The 16,310-nt window shown below is 72.1% G+C and carries 13 protein-coding genes; 12 read left to right on the top strand and 1 reads right to left on the bottom strand.

From position 1 onward, the window contains the following. Positions 1–400: 400 nt before the first annotated feature. From ACTT8P_RS02675 to ACTT8P_RS02640, 8 genes are all read left to right on the top strand, one after another. Complete coding sequence (locus ACTT8P_RS02675) at positions 401–676, top strand: hypothetical protein (RefSeq protein ID WP_442829856.1); 276 nt, start codon at positions 401–403, stop codon at positions 674–676. 149 nt (positions 677–825) lie between these two features. Beyond that, positions 826–2,052 (top strand): sedoheptulose 7-phosphate cyclase, encoded by a 1,227-nt coding sequence (locus ACTT8P_RS02670; protein WP_442829855.1) that lies wholly within the window; start codon positions 826–828, stop codon positions 2,050–2,052. 1 nt (position 2,053) lies between these two features. After that, complete coding sequence (locus ACTT8P_RS02665) at positions 2,054–3,172, top strand: sugar phosphate nucleotidyltransferase (RefSeq protein ID WP_442829854.1); 1,119 nt, start codon at positions 2,054–2,056, stop codon at positions 3,170–3,172. Beyond that, positions 3,169–4,242, top strand: a complete 1,074-nt coding sequence (locus ACTT8P_RS02660; RefSeq protein WP_442829853.1) for an ROK family protein — start codon at positions 3,169–3,171, stop codon at positions 4,240–4,242. Before ACTT8P_RS02665 ends, ACTT8P_RS02660 begins: the two co-directional genes overlap by 4 nt. After that, positions 4,239–5,261 (top strand): SDR family oxidoreductase, encoded by a 1,023-nt coding sequence (locus ACTT8P_RS02655; protein WP_442829852.1) that lies wholly within the window; start codon positions 4,239–4,241, stop codon positions 5,259–5,261. Before ACTT8P_RS02660 ends, ACTT8P_RS02655 begins: the two co-directional genes overlap by 4 nt. Further along, a complete protein-coding gene (locus tag ACTT8P_RS02650; RefSeq protein ID WP_442829851.1) occupies positions 5,258–6,394 on the top strand; it encodes a VOC family protein in 1,137 nt (378 codons plus the stop codon). Before ACTT8P_RS02655 ends, ACTT8P_RS02650 begins: the two co-directional genes overlap by 4 nt. A gap of 77 nt (positions 6,395–6,471) precedes the next feature. After that, the gene (locus ACTT8P_RS02645; protein WP_442829850.1) at positions 6,472–7,728 is read left to right on the top strand and encodes a glycosyltransferase; all 1,257 of its coding nucleotides are present in this window, start codon (positions 6,472–6,474) and stop codon (positions 7,726–7,728) included. Beyond that, complete coding sequence (locus ACTT8P_RS02640; RefSeq protein ID WP_442829849.1) at positions 7,718–8,689, top strand: isopenicillin N synthase family dioxygenase; 972 nt, start codon at positions 7,718–7,720, stop codon at positions 8,687–8,689. The genes ACTT8P_RS02645 and ACTT8P_RS02640 overlap by 11 nt, the downstream gene beginning before the upstream one ends. Positions 8,690–8,700: 11 nt before the next feature. Here the strand turns inward: ACTT8P_RS02640 and ACTT8P_RS02635 are convergent, their stop codons facing one another. Continuing rightward, positions 8,701–10,632, bottom strand: a complete 1,932-nt coding sequence (locus ACTT8P_RS02635; RefSeq protein WP_442829848.1) for a glycosyltransferase — start codon at positions 10,630–10,632, stop codon at positions 8,701–8,703. A gap of 339 nt (positions 10,633–10,971) precedes the next feature. Here ACTT8P_RS02635 and ACTT8P_RS02630 point away from each other — a divergent pair, with 339 nt between their 5' ends. The 4 genes from ACTT8P_RS02630 (at position 10,972) to ACTT8P_RS02615 (ending at position 16,277) form a co-directional block, all read left to right on the top strand. Continuing rightward, positions 10,972–12,216 carry an MFS transporter gene (locus ACTT8P_RS02630; protein ID WP_442829847.1) on the top strand — a complete coding sequence of 415 codons (1,245 nt, stop codon included), beginning with the start codon at positions 10,972–10,974 and terminating at the stop codon, positions 12,214–12,216. A 571-nt stretch (positions 12,217–12,787) separates the two neighbouring features. Then, the gene (locus ACTT8P_RS02625) at positions 12,788–14,461 is read left to right on the top strand and encodes an FAD-dependent oxidoreductase (protein WP_442829846.1); all 1,674 of its coding nucleotides are present in this window, start codon (positions 12,788–12,790) and stop codon (positions 14,459–14,461) included. Next, positions 14,458–15,918: an ATP-binding protein gene (locus ACTT8P_RS02620; protein ID WP_442829845.1), complete on the top strand. Its 1,461-nt coding sequence runs from the start codon at positions 14,458–14,460 to the stop codon at positions 15,916–15,918. Before ACTT8P_RS02625 ends, ACTT8P_RS02620 begins: the two co-directional genes overlap by 4 nt. Then, complete coding sequence (locus ACTT8P_RS02615) at positions 15,915–16,277, top strand: UBP-type zinc finger domain-containing protein (RefSeq protein WP_442829844.1); 363 nt, start codon at positions 15,915–15,917, stop codon at positions 16,275–16,277. The genes ACTT8P_RS02620 and ACTT8P_RS02615 overlap by 4 nt, the downstream gene beginning before the upstream one ends. Positions 16,278–16,310: the final 33 nt, after the last annotated feature.

Here is a 16,310-nt window from a genome sequence, read left to right as displayed (position 1 = left end):
CCGGCTCGGGCAGCCGGCCCGCGGCCAAGACGCCCGGCGACGCCGGCCCGTCGCACCCACGGGACGCTCGGGCCGTGGTCACTGGAGCCCACCACGCCCTTGACCAGCATCTTCGCGTCGCATCGTCCACCATGAACCGCCGTCGGCCCGGTTCCGGCACGGCGTCCCGGAAGGAACCATGTCAGCCACCTTCCGCAGCCACGGCGCCTGTGAAGCATGTGACCTGTGTTACAGATGAGGCGCGAGCGTCTGACCAGAATGCGGCACCCCGGCACTTGACTGTTCACTGTTGTTTCGCCTTGAATCGACGGCATCTAGGACGCACACCAAGTCCGCTAATTCCCAGGTAGGCAGATTGGCCAGTCATTTCCTCGCTGTCCATACACGGCCCACACCAGGTATGGAAGCCGAGTATCACCGCTGGTACGACGAATTCCATCTCGACGAGGTGCTCCAGGTCCCGGGCTTCGTCACCGCCGAGCGCTATTCCCTCGTGCAGAGCGAGGGCTCGCCGCGGCTCGGCGACTTGAGCCACCTCGCCGTGTTCACCGTCGCGACGGACGACCTCACCGCCACCATGGCGGCCTTCCGGGAGGCGCAGCAGTCGATGGCGCAGCCCGCGTGCCTCGATGCCGACAGCGTCGTCCTGTCCTGGTGGTCTGCACGAGCCGGATAGCGCCGTGCAACGCCGTCAGCCGTCAGCCGTTCCCCGAGGAGCGGCGCGGGCCGAGTCCCCCCACCGGCATCAGGTCTGGCATCGCCATGCCCTGATGCGAGGAAAGGCATGACGACATGACAGTCCAGCCCGAGCCGTTACCGAAATCGATGTTGCAGGCGTCACGGTCCCGCAGGCCCGCGGCCAGAACGCCGCACCACACCTGGCAGGTCACCACCAGCGAGGTGGTCAGCTACCAGGTGGTACTGAGCACGGGTCTGCTCGATCCGGCGAACCCCACCCTGGCCACTGCGGGCGTCCCGCAGGGGACGCGCCCCGGACGGCGCCTCGTCGTGGTCGACGCCGCCGTGCACGCGCTCCACGGCGCGCGGATCGGCGACTACCTCACCCGACAGGCCGTCGCGCACGAGGTGTTCGTCGTCGACGCGCATGAGTCCGTGAAGAGCATGGAGACGGTCTTCGAGATCGTCGCCGCGATGGACGCCTTCGGGATCTCCCGCCGCCGCGAGCCCGTCATCGCCATCGGCGGCGGTGTCCTGACCGACCTGGTCGGCCTGGCCACGAGCCTGTACCGGCGCTCGACGCCCTACCTGCGCGTGCCCACCACCCTCATCGGCATGGTGGATGCGGGGATCGGTGCCAAGACCGGGGTCAACTTCCGCCAGCACAAGAACCGTCTGGGCACCTACCACCCCTCCGCCGTCACCCTCGACGACCGGGAATTCCTGGCCACGCTCTGCCCCCGGCACCTGTGCAACGGGCTCGCCGAGGTCCTGAAGATGGCCATGGTCAAGGACCCGGTGCTCTTCGATCAGCTGGAGGCGCACGGCCCCCGCCTGATCGAGGAGCGGATGCAGGCCACCGGTTCCGCCGACGGCGGCGCGGCGGCCGAGGACGTCATGGCCCGCGCCATCCACAGCATGCTCGAAGAGCTCCACTCCAACCTCTGGGAACACCAACTGCAGCGCCTGGTCGACTTCGGGCACTCCTTCTCCCCCGTGCTCGAGATGACGGCCCTGCCCGAGCTGCTGCACGGCGAGGCCGTCTGCATCGACATGGCGTTCAGCTCCGTCCTCGCCCACCGGCGAGGGCTGCTCGGCCGGGCGGACCTGGAGCGCGTCCTGCGCGTCATGCGCGGTCTCGCCCTGCCGACCTGGCATCCGGTCTGCACCGCGGACCTCATGGCACGCGGTCTCGCCGACACCGTCAAGCACCGGGACGGCAGGCAGCTGCTGCCGTTGCCCGTGGGTATCGGCCGGGCCTGCTTCGTCAACGACGTCAGCCGTGCGGAACTCGACGCCGCCCTGGCCGCCCTGCTGGACCTGGGCGGCGGTGTCGGCACGCTGGCCGTGTCCTGCGGAAACCGGGGAGCGTGAGATGGACGGCGTACGGGCAGTTCTGCTGGCCGGCGGCGAGGGCCGCCGGATGGGTGCGCTGGGCCGCGGCCGGCTCAAACCGCTGGTCCCGTTCGGGGGCACCAGCCGGCTGATCGACTTCAGCCTCGCCAACGCCCGCCGCTCCGGTTTCCGGGAGACGCTGCTGCTCTCGCAGTACGAGGAGCGCCGGCTGATGGACGACCTGCACACGGTGTGGAACGGCGGCCCCGGCGATTTCCGGGTGCACTTCGGACCGTACGACGAGGTGTACCGCCAGTGCCCGGCGGGCGTCCCCGACCGGCTGCCCGAACGCACCTGGCCCGGCGAGCGCGGCACCGCCGACGCGCTGATCAGGAAGGCCGAGTACGTCTTCGGCACGGACACCTCCGAGGTGCTGGTGCTGCATGCCGATCACGTCTACCGGTTCGACTACGGCGCCATGATCCGCCGGCACCGCGCCGAGCGGGCCGCGCTGACCGTGTCCTACCAGCGCATCGAGCACCGCTACGTGCACCTGTTCGGCATGGTGGGCTTCGACCCGGCCGGCAACCTCACCGAGTTCGTCGAGAAGCCCGCGGAGCCCACCAGCGACCTGGTGTTCGCCGCCTTCTGCGTCTTCGACGCGGGCGCCCTGCACCGCTGCCTGGAGCAGTTGGAGGGTACGGACTGGCAGCACGACATCAGCCGTGACGTCATCCCGGCCATGCTGGCCGCGGGCGAGCGGATCCGCGGGTACGAGGTCGACGGCTACTGGGAGGACATCGGCACCGTCGACCGCTATCACCGGGCCCACCTCGCTCTGCTGGGCGAGGCCCCCACCATGGACCTGGCCGAGCTGCCGCTCACGGTGCGCCCCGCGGTGCCGCGCCGCTACCTCGCCCGCGACGACGCCGTGCGCACCAGCATCGTCCCCGCCGACCTGGTCAACGCCGGGCGGGTGGAGCGCAGCGTGGTGTATCCCGGGGTCACCGTCTCGGCCGGGGCGAGCGTGCGGGACTGCGTGCTGCTGCCCGGGTCGGTGGTCCCGGAGGGGGCCCGCCTGGACAGCGCCATCCTCCTGGAGGACGGCACCGTGCAGCAGTGCGACCCGGTCGGGGCTCTCGGAGGTGCCGTCTCATGACCACGCTGTCCGTACCCGCCCTCGCGACGGGCGCCGCACGCCGGTACGTCGTCGCCGATCTCGGCGGTACCACCCTGCGCATCGGACGGGTCACCGAAGGGTCGGACCGGGTCGAGGCGGTCCGCCGGATGGCGACCGAGGGCCTGGACCGCCACCGGGGGGCGTCCGCGCAGGACTTGCAGGACCGGGTGGTCGAGCAGCTCACCCGCGAACTGGATGCCTACCTGGCCACGCCCGAAGGGTCCGGTGCGAGCGCGGTCGGGGTGTCCTTCGCGGGACCCATGACGAAGGACGGCACCGTGCTGGCCGGACCCACGCTGTGGGGCGGTCCGGCGGCCCCGCTGCCCATCACCGCCGTCCTGGGGCGGCGGCTGGCCGTACCGGTCGTCGTGGCCAACGACATCACCGCCGCGGCGTGGCGCTACGCGAGCGCCGAACCCGAACCGTTCTGTCTGATCACCATCAGCTCGGGAATCGGGCACAAGGTCTTCCGCAACGGCGAGGTGCTCGTCTCGGACTCCGGGCACGGGGGTGAGATCGGCCACTGGCGCGTCGATCCCCGGGAGGACGCCGTGCCCTGTGAGTGCGGCGGCCGGGGCCACCTCGGCGGCATCGCCTCCGGCCGCGGGGTGCTGACGGCGGCTCACCGGGCCGCCGCGGCCGACCCCGAGGGCTTCGCCCGCTCCGCGCTCACCGGGCCGGCGCACGGCAGCCCGGACGGCATCACCAACCAGGACCTGGCCCGTGCCGTGCGGGCCGGCGACGCGTTCGCGACCCGGGTGCTGCGCGGCTGTCTGCTCCCGCTGGCCATGGCGGTCAACTGCGTCTTCACCGCGATCGGCGTCCGGCGCTATCTGTTCATCGGCGGCTTCGCGGTGGCCCTCGGTCCCCGCTTCGTCACGCTGCTCGGCGACGAGCTGACCAAGCTGGGCTGCTTCGGGCTCGACGAGCAGCAGATCCGGGCGATGCTCGCGCTGGGCGCCGCCGACGACGACCACTGTCTGCTGGGGATGGCACGCATGCTGGCCGGGACACTGCCCGCCGCGGCCGGGAGCGGAGGAGGCGCGTGAACACCCTCGTCGTCGGCAGCGGCTTCGTGGGCCGGGCACTCGCCCGGCACCTCACCGAATCCGGTGGCAGGGCGGTCCTCGGCTCACGGAGGCCGCCCCTCCCCCACGACTCCCCACGCGACGGCACCGCAGCGGACTGGATACCGCTCGACATCACCGAGGACGGGGCCTTCGCGGGCGCGCTCAAGGACACCGGGGCGGACTCCGTCGTCCTCGTCCACGGCCCTTCGGACGCGACCTGGTGCGAGGAGCATCCCGACGCGGCGCTGCACGGTCATGCGGAGGCCGCCCGGCAGGTGGCGCGCTCGGCGGGAGGACGGCGCGTCGTGTTCATCTCCACCGACAACGTCTTCGACGGCACCGCCGTGACCCCGCCCGACGAATCGGCACCGACCGGTCCCGCAGGCGCCTACGGCCGGGCGAAGCTCGCCGCCGAACAGATCCTGGCCGGCCTGCCGAGCGTCACGGTGCTGCGGGTCAGCCTCATCTACGGCTGGGAGCCCGCCGACACCCCGAAGTGGCTCAACTTCTTCGCCTCCTGTGCGCACCGTCTGCTGGCCGGAGAACAGGTCAGAGCACCTGTCGACCAGTGGACCACCCCCGTGCTCCTCGACGACGTGGTCGACGTGACCGCCGCACTCGTCACGGCCGCACGGACACCCCCGCCGCTGCTCCACCTGGGTGGCCCGGACCGGATCTCGCGGGCCGACTGGGCGGCCGTCATCGCGCGGGAACTCGGTGCCCCCGCGCGGCTGGTCGTGGGAGAGCCGCGCGCGCACGGACGCTACGCGGGCCGCCCCGCCTCCACCTGCCTGGCCGGCGGACTGCTCGCGAGGCACCCGGCGACGGCGGGACTGACCCTCACGCCGGTCCGCGAGGGCAGCCGCCTGCTGATCGACCGGCACATCCGGACGCCGGAGAGCGGTGGCCGGCCCCGCACGGCGACGACAGCCGGGAGCCCCGATCCGCACACCCCCACGGCCCCCACCGGTCCCACGACCCCGAGGAGCAGCGCGTGACGACGAAGCGCGACACCTCCGACGCCGCCGCCCCGGCCCCCGCGACCCAGGGGGTGCCCACCGCGCGCCGGGTCGACCACATGGCCCTGACCGTGCCGGACCTCGACGAGGCGGTCGACTTCACGGTGCGGGTGCTGGGCGGTGAGCTCGTCTACCGGCTGCCCCCGCTGCGCCACGCCGACGACTGGATGCGCGAGCACCTCGACGTCCATCCCCGGGCCGTCACGGAGATAGCCCTGGTCCGCCTCGGACCGACCACCAACTTCGAGCTGTTCGCCTACGGTTCGCCCGATCACCGCGCCGCACCCCCGCGCCCGCACGACGTGGGCAGCACCCACCTGGGCCTGTACGTCACCGACGTCGACGCCGCCGTGGCGGCCGTGCGCGAGCGCGGACCGTGGCATCCCTACGGCCCGGTACGGACGATGCCCCCGGAACATCCCGCGGCGGGAACGCGCTGGGTGCGGGTGACCACGCCCTGGGGCATGCCCCTGGAGCTGCGCGCGGTACCCGCGGACCTGCCGTATGAACGGCACACCCCGGCGCGCCGCTTCGGTCCGTGCGACCGGTGGCACAACCGTGCCGACGGCTCCGCCCCGGCCGCCGCGCTGCCCGGCGTCCGCAATGTCGACCACCTGGCGTGCACGGTCGCGGACCTCGACGCGGCGGAGGACTTCTTCACCGGTGTCCTGGGCGCCGAACGTCTCTACCGCACCACGGCCGATCTCACCGACCCCGGCCTGGCGCGGTCCTTGGGCGTGCCCGCGCAGGGCACCCTGCACCAGGTCGCGCTGCGCCTGGGTCCCACCGACTCGGTGGAGCTGAACGGCTTCCCCGGCGGCCGGCGGGACTGGCCCCGCAACAGCGACGTGGGCGGCAACCACCTCGCGCTGTACGTGGACGACGTCGACGCGGCGGCCGCGTATCTGGCCGCGCAGCCGGGCTGCACGGTGCTCGGCGCCCCCGAGACCATCCGGGACGGGCCCCTGGCCGGCGACCGCTGGGTGTACGTCCGTACCGCCATCGGACTGTACGTCGAGGTGGTCCGCATGCCCGACGGACGTCTGCCGTACGAGCGGGGTACGGCCGCGCGGCGCTGTACGGCGGACGGCGTGCGGTGGTGGGACCGGTGAACCCCGCCGCGGCGGGAGCGCCGGCCACCGTGTCCGCCGTCCCGCCCCTGTCCGGTTCGACCAACGGAAGGACGACCGTGCCCACGCTGACCCCCACCGATCCGGACCTCCTGGCCGCGGCCGTCGTCACCACGCTGGCCGTGCACTTCGACCCGCAGGCCCGCGAGGCCAGCATCTTCTACTGGGAACGCGGGCTGCCGTACCGCCAGGAGGTGCTGGAAGCGGCCGAGCGGACCGGCGACGAGGCGGTCGTCGGCCTGGTCGGCGAACTCAGGACACGGCCCGCCGTCCCGGCCCTGCACGTCGCCCTGCACACGCGGCTCGTCGAACTCGCCGCCGAGGGAGGCAGACCGGCCCTCGACACGCTCTTCGCGCGGGGCTGGGCGGCGGAGTCCAACTCCCGTCTGGGCTACCAGCTCGGCCGTCACTACGACGGCACCGGCCGGGCCGCCATCGGTCCCGAGTGGCTGTGCTCCCTGCCGACGGGCGAGCGGCTCGCGCCCGGCGACGCGCCCCGGGTGCGGGTCGTGGTGCCGTTTCGCGACCGGGGAACGGGGCTGCGCCTGCGCAATCTGCTGGCCTGTCTGCTCGCCCTGCGCGATCAGTCCGTGCCGCGCTCCTTCTACCAGGTCGTGGTGGTGGAGACGGACGACGAGCCGCGCTGGCGCGACAGCGTCGAGCCCCGCGCCGACCACTACCTCTTCGCGCGCAAGCCCGGCGACTTCAACAAGTCCTGGGCGGTGAACGTGGGCGCGGTCAACGTTCCGGGACAGGCCGAGATCCTCTGTGTCCTGGACGCGGACGCCCTGGTCGACCGCGACTTCGTCGCGCGGAACGTGGCCCGCTTCCACCGCCCCGGCACCATGGGCCACCTCAGCTACCGTGACATGTGGTGCCTCGACGAGTCCGCCACCCGCTGGGCGGTCGTGGAGCGGTTGCGGCGGCGCGCCCCGCAGGTGGACGCCGAGCATCTGCGGGCCTTCGTGCTGCGCCGGCCGCCCGGCTGCTGCGTCTGGGTCCGTACGAGCGCCTTCCACCGGATCGGCGGGATGGACGAGCGCTTCGAGGGCTGGGGCGGCGAGGACAACGACTTCGCCTACCGCATGGACATCAACTCCGCCTTCGACCACTACCACGACCCGCTGCTGCACATGTACCACCCGTCGTCCGCGGTCCTGCGCGAGGACGGTGAACTCGTCAACGCCCATATCCCCGCGCTGAGCTGGGGGCCCTCCGCGGAGCCCATCGGTGACGTCCGGCGGTTCACACCGCCGGCCGAAGCGGGCTCCCGGCACACACCGCACGAACGAAGGGCAGACAGCCATGTCTCGTGACATCCCCATTCTGGACCTGACCGAGTGGCAGGCCGCGGACGCGGACGACCGCGCCGGGACCGCGGCGGCGCTGGACACCGCGCTGCGCGAAACCGGCCTCTTCCTCCTGCGCGGCCACGGAATCCCGCAGGACCTCACCGACCGGACGCGCGCCCGGGGAAGGGAGTTCTTCGCCCTGCCCGCCGAGACCAAACGGCAGTACGCCGTCAGCCGCCCCTACGACAACGGCTGGCGGGGCCTGGGCGCGCTCGACGTCGGCGCCGTCGACGGCCAGGCCGGCACCCCCGACCTGCACGAGGCTTACCACGTGGGGCCCTCCCACACCACGGGCGACTCGTCGTTCGACGCCCGGTACTACCCCCGCAACAAGTGGCCGCGGCAGCAGCCGGCGCTGCGGGACACGGTGCTGGAGTACACCGGACACATGACGCGGGTCGCCCACGAGGTGCTCACCGTCCTCGCCGCGGTCCTCGGCCTGCCGGAGGAGTTCTTCACCTCGCGCTCGCAGCGGGCGACCTGGACCCAGAACGTCAACTGGTACCCCTCGCTGCGGACGGTCGGCGGTGTGGCGCAGGGACAGATGCGAGTCGGTCCGCACACCGACTTCGGCACGCTCAGCCTCCTCGACCGTCAGCAGGGGGTCGGCGGGCTGGAGGTCTGGAACGAGGCGGACGGCTGGTTCCAGCCGCCCTTCGAGGCGGGCACCCTGGTCGTCAACCTCGGTGACCTGATGAATCTCTGGACGGACGGCCGGTGGCGCTCCCTGCGGCACCGGGTGCTCGCGCCCAGCGACTTGGCCCCCGACGAGGAACTCGTCTCCCTGGTCTACTTCTTCGAGACCGACCCCGACACCGAGGTGGTACCGCTGGCTGCCCCGGCGGGCGGCGGGGCCGGGATGAGCCCGGTGATCGCCGGGGAGCAGATCCTGGAGAAGGTCGGGGCGAGTCTCACCCTGGGGTGACTTGGGGCCGCTCAGTCGGAAGCCGGCAGGGTGACCTCCGACCAGGCCGAGCGTCCGTCGGGTCCGGTCACGAGGACGGCGAGGGTGTGGCCGACGAAGGGTCCCTTCACCTTCCCGGTGAATTCCTCGCTGCCCCGGGTCAGCACGGTGACCTCGTCGTCCGGGTCGGCCGGCACCAGTTCGACCCGGCTCGCGTGCGGCGCGTGCCATCGCACGTCCACCCCGTGGTCCCGGGTGCGCCGCGCGCTGCCGTGTCCGGCGTCGAACGGCGTGGCGCCGGCCGCGCCCGCGCGGACCAGGTCGCGTCCCCCGGGCACGGCGTCCACCGGCGGGGTGCCGGCCGCGCATGCGGCGAACACCGCGAGGAACCGCTCGGCGGCGGCCTTCCAGGTGAAGCTCCGGGCGGTCTGCGTCGCTCGTGCCCGCAGCGCCTCGACGCGCTGGGGGTCGTGGTGCCACAGGTCCAGCATCCGGGCCAGCCCGGTGTGGACCGCCTCCGTCAGCAGCGGGTCGTCCACTCGGAACGAGCGCGGCAGTGCCAGCCCGGTCGCCCCGGGGTCGTCGAGGTCGAAGGAGTGCCGGAAGTGGCGCATGCCGCGTTGGGCCGTGGCGACGGGTACGCACCCGCTCGCCATCGCCTCTCCCATCGCCATCAGGAAGGTGTCCATCTCGAACTTGGACGGGAAGACGCAGAAGTCGCTCGCCACGGCCCAGTCCTTGATCTGGGCGTTGCTCATCGGCCCGGTCTCGATCCGCACCAGCTTCGGGTGCGCCTCGACCAGTCCCGCGAGGTCGGGGTCGCGCGGCGGGCGCGGTGCCAGGCAGTGGAAGAGCACATTGCAGCGCCCGCCCTCGTCGAGCAGCCCCCGGACCCCCTTGAACAGCTCCTGCTGGCCCTTGTGCTGCACGGAGTAGCGCGCGTTGTGGTAGATCGTCGGCAGTCCCGCATCCAGTCCCAGCCCGGCAAGCGTCCGCTCGCGGACCTCGTCGTCCCGCCGTACGGCCAGCCACTCGTCACCGATCGCGCAGCCGCCGACCACCAGCAGATGTTCGCGCGCCCGCAGCTCCCGGCGCACGGCCAGCTGTCGGAAAAGCAGCTCGAACGGTGTCTCCGCCTGGGTCAGCATGTGGTCGAGCTGTCCCTCGGAGAGGAAGTCCATCGCGGCCACCGACCGCACGACCAGTCCCAGCATGGTGATGTAGTCGTGCCCCGGCCGCTCCGGATAGTCGTGGTAGAGAAGCGTTCGAGGCAGACAGGCCCGCATCGCGCGTTCCAGGGGCGCGTCGAGCGGCGGGTCGGCCAGCCCGTCGGCGACCGACGCGTCCGCACCCTGGCTCTTGAGCACACCGCGTACTTCGGGGCCGTACACCTTGGTGTTGACCGCCATGTTGGTCTGCACGGTGGAGACGACGTGGAAGCCGTGGCCGGCGAGCAGGCCGGGCAGGAGATAGTGGTAGAAGGGCTCGTGCAGATGGACGACCGTGCCCTCGGGGACCTGCTCGCGCACATAGCGGGCCGCCACCACCTGGAACACCAGCGGCTTGAGGAAGTCCAGGCTTCGGCCTTCGAGTTCGCGCGGCGGATAGAGGGTGTCGGAGTGGTTGTCGAGCAGGTCCCCGCTCAGCAGCACGATGTCGATACCGTCCACGGTGATGCGGTGGGCGCGTGCGGTGACGTCCAGGGTGACCGTCTCGGGGAATCCGGGCCACCGGGCGGGATCAAGGCGTACGGGTATCCGGCCGGCGAACTGCCAGTCGAGTTCGGTGACGGTGTGTTCTTCGCCGATGACGTCCAGGAGACCGTGTGCGGCGGTCACCGCCCCGGTGTCGTGCCCGGCGGCCTTGAATTGCCGGACGAGGTTCCACAGATAGACCGAGGTTCCGGCCTTCACCAGCTGGTCGTCGAACCCGGTGAACTCGAAGTGACACTCGATGATGCGCAATCGTCCGCCCTCCAGGTGACGCGGGAATGGAGCGTAGCGGGGCCTCCCGGGTGACGACTGGAGCACTGGACGGATCGCGCCATAAAAGCAGACCACTGAGCGTGGTCGATATTCAGGCTGCGCAACGCTTGGTGATCGGACTGCGGAAGCGTTCCCAGAGTATTGCGAACGAAACTTGCGAAGGAGCACCGAAATGATGGCCGGACTAGGTCACTTAAGCAGGTCAGACCGTTCGAAAAGGCATACCGGAATGTACCTTGACGCTGTCCCGGACCGTTGGCGGTCTGCCCAACAGGGAGGTATGCCGTGAAGGCCGAAGTACGCGACCGTCGCACCCTCGTGAGAGGCCGAGTCGCGACGTCGTTGCTCTTCCTGTTGTTCGGTACCGCACTGGGCACCTGGACCAGCCGTATCCCCGCGGTGAAAAGCCATCTCGACCTCGGCGACGGCCAGTTCAGCCTGGCGCTGATGGCGTTCGCGGTGGGTGCGATAGCCGGCATGCTGGTCCTGGGCCGACTGGCGGACCGTTTCGGCAGCACCCGAGTGATGGTCCCCACCGCGGTACTGGAAGGTGTACTGCTGGTGCCGCCCGCCTATGTCGACTCCCTGGCCGGGCTGAACGTCACGCTGTTCCTGTTCGGTCTGACGCACGGCACCCTGAACATCGCGATGAACGCCAACGCCGTCCAGGTGCAGGTGGCGTACGGGCGTCCCATCATGTCGTCCTTTCACGCCGTGTACAGCATCGGCGGCTTCCTCGGTGCGGCCGTCGGCGGTCTGCTGGCCCGTCAGGACGTCGGCCCCGACGTCACCTTCATCACGGTGGGCGTCGGCGTGCTGGTGCTCGCCGGATGGTCCGCGCTGTGGGCGCTGCCCGAGGACCGGCCGGTGCCGCCCGACCCGGCCGGCACCCGGCGCACCGGACCGCACGCCAAGGGCTCCGTCGTCTCCCTCGACCTGCTCTTCCTGGGCGCCCTCGCCATGTGCGCGCTGGTCGGGGAGGGCACCGCGGCCGACTGGAGCGCGGTGTACATGCACGAGAGCCTCGGCAGTTCAGCGGCCACCGCGGCCACCGCGTTCGCCGCGTTCTCCATCGCGATGACGGCGGGCCGGCTCCTCGGCGATCGGCTGGCGGCCCGCTTCCAGCCGGTGCCACTGGTACGGGCGAGCGCCGTCCTGGCGTCCGTGGGCATGCTCGCGGCCCTGCTGATCGGGCACCCGGTGGCCGGGGCCATCGGCTTCGCCTGTATGGGCGCCGGCATGTCGTGCATCGCCCCGCAGGTGTACTCGGCGGCCGGTCAGCGCGACCCGGCGCGGGCCGGAGCAGCGCTCTCCCTGGTGGTCAGCCTTGGTTACGCGGGCTTCCTGGTCGGGCCCATCGTGGTCGGCTCGGTGAGCACGGTGACCGGGTTGCCCACGGCCCTCGCGGTGCCCGCGCTGCTGGTGCTGTGCGTGGCCGTCGGCGCCCGTGCCCTGAGCCCGCGAGGCGGCGACCGGGCCGAGGGCGGATCCGGGTCCCGTGCGCCAAAGCCCCCTGACCGTTCCGACGCCTCCTCCACGACCCGCCGCACCACCGCCGACTGACCCTGTCCGGCCCCTCCGCGCATGCTGCCCATGGACCGGCCGGTTCGGCGAGGCGTCGGCCCACGCCGGTCGGCGGTGCGCCGGGACGGATCGACCGCAACCACGGCCACCTTCAGTTTGTCCTGCTGGTCGGTACGTATCCGGCGCACCAACCCGTCGGCGAGAGAGGACTTCCCCGCCCTGCCCTTCGCGGTCGCCCGCGCTGGGGCCCGCGACGACGATCCACCCGGGGTCACCGCCGAATTCCGTGGCGGGGTCAGCCGTCCACCACAGGCCCGTACAGGGGTTCTCGACGGGGCGGGCCACGGAGATTCCGGCACCGGCCGGTACTCCGCGAACACCACGACGGCTTCCTCGCGAACTCGGAGGCGCTGCCCGTGTCCTTGTACGCCCCGCCCCACGGCCACGGCCCGTGCTGCTCCGCGGCCGTGAGGCTGTCGCGGTGCTGGTCGGTGATCGATCGCGCCGCCTTGCCCTTGCCCTTGCTGTGCCCCGCAGGCGCTCCCGCGCGGTCCGTGTATGGACCACTATTGCCGTGGCCTGCCCCTCCCTGCGCCGTTAGGGTCGTCGTATGGCCCCTTCCAAACCCACCGCAGGTGTAATCATGACCGTGGACGACGACCCGGGGGTGTCCCGGGCCGTCGCCCGCGACCTGCGGCGGCGCTACGGCGCCGCGCACCGCATCGTGCGCGCGGAGTCCGGGGAGTCCGCGCTCCAGGCGCTGCGCGAACTGAAACTCCGCGGCGACCTGGTCGCCGTGATTCTCGCCGACTACCGGATGCCCCGGATGAACGGCATCGAGTTTCTCGAACAGGCGATGGACGTCTATCCGGCGGCCCGGCGGGTGCTGCTGACCGCGTACGCCGACACCAACGCGGCCATCGACGCGATCAACGTGGTCGACCTGGACCACTACCTGCTCAAGCCGTGGGACCCGCCGGAGGAGAAGCTCTATCCGGTCCTGGACGACCTGCTCGCCGCCTGGCGGGCCGACGACCACAAGCCGGTGCCCAGCACCAAGGTCGTCGGCCACCGCTTCTCGGCCCGCTGCTCCGAGGTCCGCGAGTTCCTGGCCCGCAACCAGGTGCCCTACCGGTGGTACTCCGCCGACGAACCGGAGGGACGGCGACTGCTGTCGGCCGCGGGGCAGGACGGGCAGCGGCTGCCGGTGGTGATCACCCCGGACGGGACCGCGCTGGTCGAGCCCGAGGCCACCGACCTCGCCGCCCGGGTCGGCCTGGCGACGACGCCGGCCGCCGACTTCTACGACCTGGTGGTGATCGGCGGCGGCCCGGCCGGCCTCGGCGCGGCCGTGTACGGCGCCTCCGAGGGGCTGCGCACGGTCCTGGTGGAGCGGTCGGCGACCGGCGGCCAGGCCGGGCAGTCCAGCCGGATCGAGAACTACCTCGGCTTCCCGGACGGCGTCTCCGGCGCCCAGCTCACCGACCGGGCCCGGCGGCAGGCCACCAAGTTCGGCGCCGAGATCCTCACCGCGCGCGAGGTGACCGGCCTGGAGGTCAACGGGTCGGCGCGGACCGTACGGTTCTCCGACGGCTCGGCGCTGGCCGCGCACAGCGTGATCCTGGCGACCGGCGTCTCCTACCGGGAGCTGGCCGCCCCCGGCACCGCGGACCTGGCCGGCTGCGGCGTCTTCTACGGCTCGGCGCTGACCGAGGCGGCCGGCTGCCAGGGCCACGACGTGTACATCGTCGGCGGCGCCAACTCGGCCGGACAGGCCGCGATGTACCTGGCCCGGGGCGCCAAGTCGGTGACGCTGCTGGTGCGCGGCCCGTCGCTGGCCGCGTCGATGTCGCACTACCTGATCCAGCAGATCGAGCAGACCCCCAACATCGTGGTGCGCTGCGGCACGGTCGTCGAGTCCGCGCACGGCGACGGCCGGCTGGAGCGGCTCACGCTGCGCGACGCGGAGTCCGGGCAGCGTGAACTGGTCGACGCGCAGTGGCTGTTCGTGTTCATCGGCGCGGCTCCGCTGACCGACTGGCTGGACGGCACGGTGGCGCGCGACGACCGCGGGTTCATCCTGGCCGGGCCGGACCTCGGCGCCGACGGCCGGCCGCCGGCCGGCTGGGAGCTGGACCGGCCGCCGTACCACCTGGAGACCAGCGTCCCAGGCGTGTTCGTGGCGGGCGACGCCCGCGCCGAGTCCGCCAAGCGGGTCGCGTCCGCCGTAGGAGAGGGAGCCATGGCCGTGATGCTCGTCCACCGGTATCTGGAGCAGTCGTGAGCGGCCGTCCGATGCCGTGCAGCCCCGGTGAGATCGGGGCGCTGTTCCTGTTCGAGAAGCTGACCCCCGAGCAGCTCGGCCGGCTGTGCGCGGAGGGCCGGGTGGAGCTGTTCGAACCCGGCCCGGTGTACGCCGAGGGCTCCCCCGCCACCTGCTTCTACGTGCTGCTGGAGGGCACCGTGGTGCTGTCCCGCCGGGTCGGCGGGGACGAGGTGGAGACCAACCGGGCCGCCCGCCCCGGGGTGTACGCCGGGGCGATGCAGGCGTATCTCGGGGACCGGGTGCCGCAGACCTACAACAACTCGCTGCGCGTGACCGAGCCGACCCGGTTCTTCGTGCTGCCCGCGGACACCTTCGCGAGCATCATGCAGGAGTGGTTCCCGATGGCGGTGCATCTGCTGGAGGGGCTGTTCTTCGGGTCGAAGAACAGCCAGCGGGCGGTCGGGCAGCGGGAACGGCTGCTGGCGCTCGGCTCGTTGTCCGCCGGGCTCACCCACGAGCTGAACAACCCGGCCGCGGCGGCGGTGCGAGCCACCGCCGCGCTGCGCGAGCGGGTGGCGAAGATGCGGCACAAGCTCGCGGTGATCGCCGGGGGACCGTTCTCCCAGGAGTCGCTGGCCGCACTGATCGACATCCAGGAACGCACGGCCGAGCGGGTCGCCAAGGCGCCCGCGCTGAGCCCGATGGAGGCCGCCGACCGGGAGGACGCGGTCACCGACTGGCTGGACGAGAACGGCATCCACAACGGCTGGCAGCTGGCGCCGACCTTCGTCCAGGCCGGCCTGGACACCGAGTGGCTGGACCAGGTCGCGGCGGCCGTCGGCGCGGAGATCCTGCCGAACGCGGTGGGCTGGCTCAACTACACGGTCGAGACCGAGTTGCTGATGAACGAGATCGGGGACTCCACGGCCCGGATCTCGCACCTGGTGAACGCCGCCAAGCAGTACTCCCAGCTGGACCGCGCCCCCTACCGGGTCGCCGACGTGCACGAACTCCTCGACTCCACCCTGCTGATGCTGTCCGGCAAGACCGGCCCGCGGATCAAGGTGGTCAAGGAGTACGACCGCACGCTCCCGGGCGTGCCCGCCTACCCGGCGGAGCTGAACCAGGTGTGGACCAACCTGATCGACAACGCGGTGTCCGCGATCAACGACGGGGGCGGCGACGGGACGCTGACCGTGCGCACGGCCCGTGACCACGACCGGCTGCTGGTGGAGTTCCGCGACACCGGGCCGGGGGTGCCGGCGGAGATCCGGGACCGCATCTTCGACCCGTTCTTCACCACCAAGCCGGTGGGTGAGGGCACCGGGCTCGGCCTGGACATCTCCTGGCGGATCGTGGTCAACAAGCACCACGGCAGCCTCCAGGTGGACTCCCGGCCGGGCGACACCCGCTTCCAGGTGCTCCTGCCGCTCAGCGCGGCAGAGCCGGAACCGACGACCGAGGAGCCGGCATGAGTGACGTCCACGACGACCAGGCGTTCGATCCCTCCGTGCCGCCGAGCGGCGCGGGGTGCGTCGAGTGCGACGCGGCCGGCGGCTGGTGGTTCCACCTGCGGCGCTGCGCCGCCTGCGGCCACGTGGGCTGCTGCGACAGCTCACCCGGGCAGCACGCCACCGCGCACTTCCGGGCTTCCGGGCACCCGGTGGTGCAGAGCTACGAACCCGGCGAGGACTGGTTCTGGGACTACGCCGCAGATCGCCTGCGCGAGGACGGACCGGCCCTCGCCCCGCCGGCCGGCCATCCGGCGGACCAGCCGTCCCCCGGCCCGGCGGGCCGGGTGCCGGCGGACTGGGCCCGCTCGTTGCGGGGGTGATGCCGCCCGGTCGGGAACCCCCGTGCCGTCCCG

The organism is Streptomyces sp. JW3 (assembly GCF_052216785.1).
Lineage (GTDB): Bacteria > Actinomycetota > Actinomycetes > Streptomycetales > Streptomycetaceae > Streptomyces.
The sequence above is the reverse complement of the archived record's forward strand: the minus strand, read 5'-3'. Positions and strand labels throughout refer to the sequence as shown.

What these genes read in the sequence shown, in the direction of transcription:
- ACTT8P_RS02660 (WP_442829853.1), top strand. Translation starts at nt 3,169, where the DNA reads ATGACCACGCTGTCCGTACCCGCCCTCGCGACGGGCGCCGCACGCCGG.
- ACTT8P_RS02675 (WP_442829856.1), top strand. Translation starts at nt 401, where the DNA reads ATGGAAGCCGAGTATCACCGCTGGTACGACGAATTCCATCTCGACGAG.
- ACTT8P_RS02615 (WP_442829844.1), top strand. Translation starts at nt 15,915, where the DNA reads ATGAGTGACGTCCACGACGACCAGGCGTTCGATCCCTCCGTGCCGCCG.
- ACTT8P_RS02625 (WP_442829846.1), top strand. Translation starts at nt 12,788, where the DNA reads ATGGCCCCTTCCAAACCCACCGCAGGTGTAATCATGACCGTGGACGAC.
- ACTT8P_RS02640 (WP_442829849.1), top strand. Translation starts at nt 7,718, where the DNA reads ATGTCTCGTGACATCCCCATTCTGGACCTGACCGAGTGGCAGGCCGCG.
- ACTT8P_RS02670 (WP_442829855.1), top strand. Translation starts at nt 826, where the DNA reads ATGTTGCAGGCGTCACGGTCCCGCAGGCCCGCGGCCAGAACGCCGCAC.
- ACTT8P_RS02665 (WP_442829854.1), top strand. Translation starts at nt 2,054, where the DNA reads ATGGACGGCGTACGGGCAGTTCTGCTGGCCGGCGGCGAGGGCCGCCGG.